The sequence below is a fragment of the Streptomyces sp. NPDC007896 genome (genome assembly GCF_042959425.1).
In the GTDB taxonomy this organism is placed as follows: domain Bacteria; phylum Actinomycetota; class Actinomycetes; order Streptomycetales; family Streptomycetaceae; genus Streptomyces.
This window is the reverse complement of the sequence record NZ_JBIBKX010000002.1, coordinates 104,666-112,002: the sequence shown is the minus strand read 5'-3', so window position 1 is coordinate 112,002 and position 7,337 is coordinate 104,666. Positions and strand designations below refer to the sequence as shown.

General features: G+C 70.4%; 7 protein-coding genes and 2 tRNA genes. 4 read left to right on the top strand and 5 right to left on the bottom strand.

Going from position 1 to position 7,337, the window contains the following annotated elements; all coding sequences use genetic code 11:
- Positions 1-527: 527 nt before the first annotated feature.
- Positions 528-600 (bottom strand) — tRNA-Ala (locus ACFZDJ_RS08120).
- Between the two features lie 182 nt (positions 601-782).
- Here ACFZDJ_RS08120 and ACFZDJ_RS08115 point away from each other — a divergent pair.
- Positions 783-1,331 carry a DNA-binding protein gene (locus ACFZDJ_RS08115; protein WP_067376635.1) on the top strand — a complete coding sequence of 183 codons (549 nt, stop codon included), beginning with the start codon at positions 783-785 and terminating at the stop codon, positions 1,329-1,331.
- 132 nt (positions 1,332-1,463) lie between these two features.
- Positions 1,464-2,996, top strand: a complete 1,533-nt coding sequence (locus tag ACFZDJ_RS08110) for a protein kinase (protein WP_391057025.1) — start codon at positions 1,464-1,466, stop codon at positions 2,994-2,996.
- 38 nt (positions 2,997-3,034) lie between these two features.
- Here the strand turns inward: ACFZDJ_RS08110 and ACFZDJ_RS08105 are convergent, their stop codons facing one another.
- Positions 3,035-4,435: a hypothetical protein gene (locus ACFZDJ_RS08105; RefSeq protein ID WP_391057022.1), complete on the bottom strand. Its 1,401-nt coding sequence runs from the start codon at positions 4,433-4,435 to the stop codon at positions 3,035-3,037.
- Positions 4,436-4,604: 169 nt separating this feature from the next.
- Positions 4,605-4,733 carry a DLW-39 family protein gene (locus tag ACFZDJ_RS08100; protein ID WP_003999697.1) on the bottom strand — a complete coding sequence of 43 codons (129 nt, stop codon included), beginning with the start codon at positions 4,731-4,733 and terminating at the stop codon, positions 4,605-4,607.
- Between the two features lie 348 nt (positions 4,734-5,081).
- Here ACFZDJ_RS08100 and ACFZDJ_RS08095 point away from each other — a divergent pair, with 348 nt between their 5' ends.
- Complete coding sequence (locus ACFZDJ_RS08095) at positions 5,082-5,435, top strand: DUF6344 domain-containing protein (RefSeq protein ID WP_390932695.1); 354 nt, start codon at positions 5,082-5,084, stop codon at positions 5,433-5,435.
- Between the two features lie 291 nt (positions 5,436-5,726).
- Positions 5,727-6,290 carry a hypothetical protein gene (locus tag ACFZDJ_RS08090; RefSeq protein ID WP_391057019.1) on the top strand — a complete coding sequence of 188 codons (564 nt, stop codon included), beginning with the start codon at positions 5,727-5,729 and terminating at the stop codon, positions 6,288-6,290.
- A 55-nt stretch (positions 6,291-6,345) separates the two neighbouring features.
- Here ACFZDJ_RS08090 and ACFZDJ_RS08085 read toward each other — a convergent pair.
- Both ACFZDJ_RS08085 and ACFZDJ_RS08080 read right to left on the bottom strand, forming a co-directional pair.
- A tRNA-Ile gene (locus tag ACFZDJ_RS08085) sits at positions 6,346-6,422 on the bottom strand.
- 112 nt (positions 6,423-6,534) lie between these two features.
- Positions 6,535-7,326, bottom strand: a complete 792-nt coding sequence (locus ACFZDJ_RS08080; protein ID WP_391057016.1) for a DUF3566 domain-containing protein — start codon at positions 7,324-7,326, stop codon at positions 6,535-6,537.
- Between the last annotated feature and the right edge of the window lie 11 nt (positions 7,327-7,337).

Here is a 7,337-nt window from a genome sequence, read left to right as displayed (position 1 = left end):
GGGCGTGGCGGCCCGGGCGGCCCCCCCCCCCCCCCCCCCCCCACCCAGCAAAACCCCCCGCCCCACCCCAAACACCCGGGGGGGGGGGCCGCCCCCCCCCCCCCCCCCCCCCCCACGGCGATGTTTCACGTGGAACCGGCGGAACCGGCGGAACCGGCGGAACCGGCGGAACCGGCGGAACCGAACGACGGGACGTGGGCGCGCGGCGCGGAAACAAGCCGATTTACGCCTTCCGCCGCGATGACGTTTGCAACGACCGATGCTCACAACATCCGCACAGACCCTCTTCACCGTGCGCATTGCAATGATTACGCATATCTGCTTATAGCAGCTCACGCGAGGCTCCGGTGTCGGCTCGGACCGCCCCGAGCCACATCTGCCACCGGTGGGGCGACATCGACATCCACGCGCAAGCCGACCATTTGCGCAAACAACTGCAACGACTGCGAAGCCTGATACGTGACCCAGGTCACCGAAAAACAAGAACCGGCCAGCCGCCCCGAAGGGCGTCTGACCGGTCCGTGATGTGGAGCCTAGGGGAGTCGAACCCCTGACATCTGCCATGCAAAGACAGCGCTCTACCAACTGAGCTAAGGCCCCGGAAGACAGGCGTCCGGCCGGTGGAATCGGGTACCGGAGGGCGCCGCAGACCAGAGTACCGGGTCACCCCCGGGATCTCGCAAAAAGATTGGGGGTCCCCGTGGGCGACCACTCTCCGTAAGATGCTCGACGTGGTTCGCTACAGCGAACCGCGGTATTTGGGGAAGCGATGGGGAGACGCAATGGACGCCGCACAGCAGGAAGCAACCGCGAGAGCTCAAGAGCTGCAGCGGAACTGGTACGGAGAGCCGTTGGGGGCGCTCTTCCGTAGGCTCATCGAGGATCTGGGCCTCAACCAGGCGCGTCTTGCCGGGGTGCTGGGACTTTCCGCGCCCATGCTGTCGCAGCTGATGAGCGGTCAGCGTGCCAAGATCGGCAATCCCGCGGTGGTCCAGCGCGTGCAGCTGTTGCAGGACCTGGCGGGGCAGGTCGCGGACGGCAGCGTCAGCGCCGCCGAGGCGACCGAGCGCATGGACGAGATCAAGAAGTCGCAAGGGGGCTCGGTGCTCAGCAACACCACGCAGTCGACGAGCAGTTCAGGTGCGCCCACGGTCAAGCGGGTGGTCCGCGAGATCCAGTCGCTGCTGCGCTCCGTTGCGGCCGCGGGAGACATCATCGACGCGGCCGACACCCTCGCCCCGACCCACCCGGAACTGGCAGAGTTCCTCCGGGTGTACGGCGCCGGCCGCACCTCCGACGCGGTCGCGCACTACCAGTCGCACCAGAGCTGAGCCGGCGGCCCGGCCGCCGCACACCCGGCGCCGGGGGCTCAGGACGCCGTCCGGCTCCGTACCTCGGGCCGCCGGGCGTCTCAACGGGGGGCCTGCGCCGGACCGACCGCCGAAGGGGAGCAACGCACGACCATGGGTGAGGTCTTCGCCGGACGCTACGAACTGGTCGACCCGATCGGCCACGGGGGAGTCGGTGCGGTCTGGCGCGCCTGGGACCAGCGGCGGCGCCGTTATGTGGCCGCCAAGGTGCTCCAGCAGAGCGACGCGCACGCGCTGCTGCGCTTCGTGCGGGAGCAGGCGCTGCGGATCGATCACCCCCATGTCCTCGCGCCCGCCAGCTGGGCCGCCGACGACGACAAGGTGCTGTTCACCATGGACCTGGTGGCCGGGGGCTCCCTGGTCCACCTGGTCAACGACTACGGCCCGCTGCCGCCCGCGTTCGTCTGCACGCTGCTCGACCAGCTCCTCTCGGGAGTTGCCGCGGTGCACGCGGAGGGGGTCGTGCACCGTGACATCAAGCCCGCCAACATCCTGCTCGAAGCGACCGGTACGGCCCGGCCACGGCTGCGGCTGTCCGACTTCGGCATCGCGATGCGACTGGGCGAGCCGCGGCTGACCGAGACCAACTACGTGGTCGGAACGCCCGGTTACTTCGCTCCCGAGCAGATGATGGGCGCCGAGCCGGACTTCCCCGCCGATCTGTTCGCCGTCGGGCTGGTCGCCCTCTACCTGCTCGAAGGGGCCAGACCCGATGCCAAGGCCCTGATCGAGTACTTCGCGGAGAACGGCACACCGGCCGCGCCCCAGAGCATCCCCGAGCCGCTGTGGCAGGTCGTGGCCACGCTGCTGCAGCCGGACCCCCGGGCACGGTTCCGCACCGCGACCGGGGCACGCAAGGCGCTGGCCTCGGCCACCGAGCTGCTGCCCGAGCCCGGCCCCGACGACGAGTTGGTCGAGGTCTTCGACCAACTCGGTCCGCTTCCCCCGGGGTTCGGGCCGCAAGGGCCACTCAGGGCGACCACGCCACGCGCCGCGGGGAACCCGGCTTCATGGTCCGGTTCTGCCCTCGACACCGACTCCGGCACCGGCACCGAGTCCGCGACCGGCTCCGGCACCGCCTCCGGCACCGGTTCCGGCCCGCACGACTCGGGGCCGTGGCGGCACGATTCCGGGGCGCTGCCCCGGGAGCCCGTCTCCGGGGCCGCGTGGGCGGATCGTTCCTCCGGGGGCGTATGGCCTGCGTCCGACTCGGGTGGCGTACGACCAGAGCCTGCCCCCGGCGCCGTACGACACGAGCCCGCTGCCGGGGCCGTACCGCCGCACCTCGCGCCCGACGCCACACCCCCGCAGCCGTCCACGATGTCGGACACCGGCAGCTTCCACCTGCCGCCACCGCAGCCACGGCCCCAGTCCGTGTGGCAGCACGATCAGCCCCCCACTCCCCCCACCTCGGTCGTGCTGCCGGTGCCGACCCCCACGCCTGCCCTGCCGTTCGACCACACGCCCGTGCAGCCGCCCTCCCCCGTGCGGCCCGCGGATCCGAGCGCCGCGACGCGTCAGCACGCGCAGCGCCGCCCCGGACCGCCCGCGAAGGTGGCCGTCCCGGTGCTGCTCCTCGCGCTGGCCTGTCTCGCGGTGGGCTTCTGGGCGCTGACCCAGATCTGACCTCCGGTGCCCGTAAGCCCTGCCCCTCCTTGGTGGGTCTACCAGCCGCGCGGCGTCGCCCGCCGTCGTGCGGCCACCGTCCACACCCCGAGCGCCAGCACCAGGACGGTCCCGGTGCCGATACCGCCCACGGCGACCAGCTTCATCGTGGTGCCGTCGTCGCTCCCGCCGCTTGCGGCAGCCACCATCCCACCGGTGGACGGCACGGAGTCACCGGTCGCGGAGTCGAACACGCCACGTGGTACGGCCCGCCCCGCGTACGCCGGGCCGGCCTGCGCGGCGCCGTACACCCGTACGCGCAGGGTCAGTCCGAACGGCCCGTCGCCGAACTTGTCGGCGACCTGCGCCGCGAGATGTACGACGAGGTAGTACGAACCGGCGAACCGCATGCCGCCGGTCCGGTCGTTGAAGGCATAGCGGTTGTCGTACGCGACGGGCGGCAGCGGATCCAGAGCCGCTGACCGCTGGCTGCCGTCGTATCCAGCGCCCGCGTCGGTGACGAGTCCGCGCACGGGGTTGTAGAGGGACATGACGAGAGCCGTGCCCATGAATCCCTCACCGCCGCTCGAACTGCCGAGTTCGGCGGTGGCGGAGAACTGCTGTCCCCAGTCGACCGGCACCTTGTAGAAGAGCGTCTGCCCGGGGCTGATCCCGTCCTTCCAGACTCCCTGTGCGAGGGCGCCGGCCGTGGTGAACCCCGCGCCGCCCCGGCGTGGCCGTGCGTCCCCTTGGAGGGCCTCGGGCGAGGCGGAGTTCCAGGTCTCGGGGGCACTGGTCGAACCCGCCTTCTTCAAGCGGGGTTCGGACACATAGCTCAGTTCGAGGTCCCAGGCGTCGGGGGAGGAGGGCGGGGAGGCCGAGGAGGCGGGTGCCGCGGTGCGCTCGACGACCACGTAGTACGTTCCGGCCGTCTGGCAGGCGTACTTGCCGGGGCCGATCTCGCGCGACGCCCAGGCGGCGATGGGGTGGGGGCTCTGGGAGGGGCCGAAGTGGGCGGTCGTGGAGGAGGAGCAACTGCCGCTGTTGCCGTCCTGTACGGAGACCTTGACACCGTCGGAGTAGGCGACCGTGGCACCGGGCCTGGGGACGGCGGTGGCGGCGATGTACGCGTTGGAGGTGGCGTCGAGCTCCAGGCGGTAGTAGAGCTTGCCGTCCTTGCCGAGGGAACTGCGGTACGTCCGGCCGGGCTCCAGCCGTACGGCGTCCGTGGTGCCCGTGGCGCCCGGCACCGTCGTGGCGTCCTGGGCGAAGGCGTACGGCTTCGGTGTACCGGTCTCGGCTGCCGCGGCGGGCCACCCGGGCAGGGCCACCGTCGCGCACAGGACGGTCGCCAAGATCGCGAGCGGCCGACCGCCGTGCCACCATGCCGTGCGCCGCCCCATCACGCGCCACCCCTCGTCGTAGCCCCGGACCGTGGCCCATCCTGCCCCGCCGGTCACGGAGACACCCCCGCTATCCGCACAAGCGGCCGAAACCGCCTGCCCAGGGGCCGATATCTTCACTTACGCAATCAATTCATTTGCTGAAGCGAATCCAGGGCGGGTCGAGGCAATACAAAACCCCGACCGCGAGGGCGGCCGGGGTCTGATCTGAGACTGGTGTCGATTCTCACGAACCCGTGGGCACGGAGTCAGTCGCCTCCGTCCACAGATCCTGCTCGGCGCGATCCGCCTGGATCTGGCGGTACACGAGGAGCCCGCCGATGGCGGCCAGTGCGACCAGGAGAAGCTTCTTCACCGCGCGACCTCGTCTTTCGTTGACGTAGGGGACCTCTGGCGCCCGACTATACACACCGACCGATATCGATCGGTGACCTGCATCGACCCCCAACTGCCGCCCACCGGAGAGCAGTAGGAGCGGATCCGGCCGCTCCGGCCACGGTCGTATCGCAGGGTGATCACATCTCGCACACAGTGACTTTCGGCACCCTCTCGCACCTTTCAGGCACTTTTCCGACCTCTTGCGTCCATCCGAGTGGTGTTGATCTGAACATCGACGCGCCATGGGCGTCGGTCCACCACTTCGCGGCCCACATACACATCATGAGGAAAGTACGCAAATCGCCTGACCCGAAAGTGAGGGGCCATGACCCAGAACAAGGTCATGAAGCTGTGGACCGCCATCGTCACCGCCTTCGTCGCGCTGTGCACGGCGCTCGGTTTCATCACGACCACCGCGGCCGCGGCCGTACCGCAGGCCGAAGCGACGCGCAACAGCACGGTCGCCGCGACAGTGCCGACGATCTCTCCCTGGGCCAGTCCATACAGCCGGGCCCTGCCCCCCACGATGAAGCAACGCATCCGCGCGGAGGCCCACGGCTCCTCACCGAGCTGCCGGCACCGCCCGCCGACCGAGGCCAGCGAGGCCGACCTGGCCGACCTCGCGTCGCTCTGCGCCCCTGAGGCCCACACCGAGCCCGAGACCCGCCTCCAGCGCTGACCGGCGCGGCTCCGCCCCATCCCCCAGCCCCTCTCCCCTGACGTAGCGGCGAACTTGCGTACACCGCCACCCACAGATCCGAAGACCCGGCACTCGAAAGAGCTGCCGGGCCTTCGCCATGTCCGGCACCTTGCCATGTCCGGCACCTCGCCGTGTCCGGCACCTCGCCGTGTCCGGCACACCAGCGCCGCTCGACAATCGTCAGGAGAGCCTCCCGGTGGCCTCAGGTCTGGGCCCCTCCGGTAGCGTCCCGTGTCGTCCTCACGGGACCACCAGGTCAGGAGGCAGTGCATGGCGCCAGTGATCTCGAACCGCGGGCCGGCGCGGTCGGTGAACCCGGCCCAGCGGCTGGCGTTCTCCGTCCTGTTCGCGCTGATCGGGGCCGGGCTGACTACGTTCGGGCTCTACCAGGCAGGCCACGCCGTTGGCCTGCTGGGCGAGCCCGGCACGCTCACGGTCGCGTCCTGCGCACGGGTCGGTCAGCCGAAGCCCGAGATCCGGTGCACCGGCACCTTCCGGTCGGACGACGGCCGCTCCACAGACCCAGCGGCACGCTTCACCGTCAACCCGTCCTTGGCCTCGGGGCAGACCACCCGCCTGGACCGGGTCGACGCCGGCTCCTACGTACGGATCAGCCCGGCCCGCACCGAGAAGTACGCGGCATTGACGCTGTTCGGCATGGCGCTGTTCGTCTTTGCGGGGGCCGGATTCGCCTCCCGGGCGAACTCCACCGGCCGACCCGAACTCCGCGCGGGACTCGTCGGCCGCGTAGGGCTCCGACTCGGTCAGGCGGGGATCGTCCTGCTGCTGGGTGCGGCGCTCTGCGCAGTCATCGCTTTCCTGAGCCCACATTGATGTCGGCCACAGATACCAAAAACCCCCGGGTGTGATCACCCGGGGGTCCTTTGGTTGGTGGGGCTAACAGGATTTGAACCTGTGGCCTCATCCTTATCAGGGATGCGCTCTAACCAACTGAGCTATAGCCCCGCCGCGCTTTGCGGTGTGTGTCCCGCGCGCTGACCTCTGAAGATTAGCGCACGACGCGGCCAGTCCCAAAATCGGTATCCCAGGCCTCCTGGCCGGGCCCGACGAGCTGCTGTTACTCGTCCTCGGCGAGGGTCAGCTCGATACCGCCGACGAAGCCCGCGGAGAGGTTGTAGATGAACGAGCCGAGCGTCGCGAGCGCCGTGGCGAGCACGACGTCGATGACCGCGATGATCGACGTGAACATCAGGACGTGCGGCAGGGAGAGGAACGACTGCAGGTCGAAGCCGTTCGACTCGTTCGAACCCGTCGCCTCGGAAATCGTGCCGCCGACCGTCGAGAAGACGCCCATCGCGTCCAGGACCATCCACAGCACCGCCGCCGCCACGATCGTGCAGATGCCGAGCGCGATGGAGAGCAGGAAGCTGACCTTCATCACCGACCAGGGGTCGGTCTTGGCCACCCGCAGCCGCGCCTTGCGGGTGCGGGGCGCGGTGCGCGCTCCGGTCCGCGGCCGGCGTACGGCGCCGGACGGCGTCTGAGCCGGGTACGCCTGCGGCGGGTGGTACGGCTGCGCGGGCTGCTGCGGCTGCCGTTCCCCCGGCAACGCGGAGCCGGCCTCGGGAGCGGCCCCGGCAGGGGCCCCCGAGGCGGCTGAAGCGGCCGAAGGAGCCCCCGGTGGGGGCGTCGAAGCAGGCGCCGCACCGGGCGCCGGCTTGGTCTTCGCCGAACCGGCCGCCGCCGGGCCCGCTCCGGCCGCGTACTGCTGGGCCTGCGGGCCTCGGGTGTCCGTCACAGTTCCCCCCTGGGATCCATGAGAGTCATGGGAGTCAGCCGCCTCCGCGGCGGAGCCACGGCCGCCGTCCGTATCCGTACCGGTCGATCCGGCGCCCGTGGCTCCGCTCACGATGACTCACT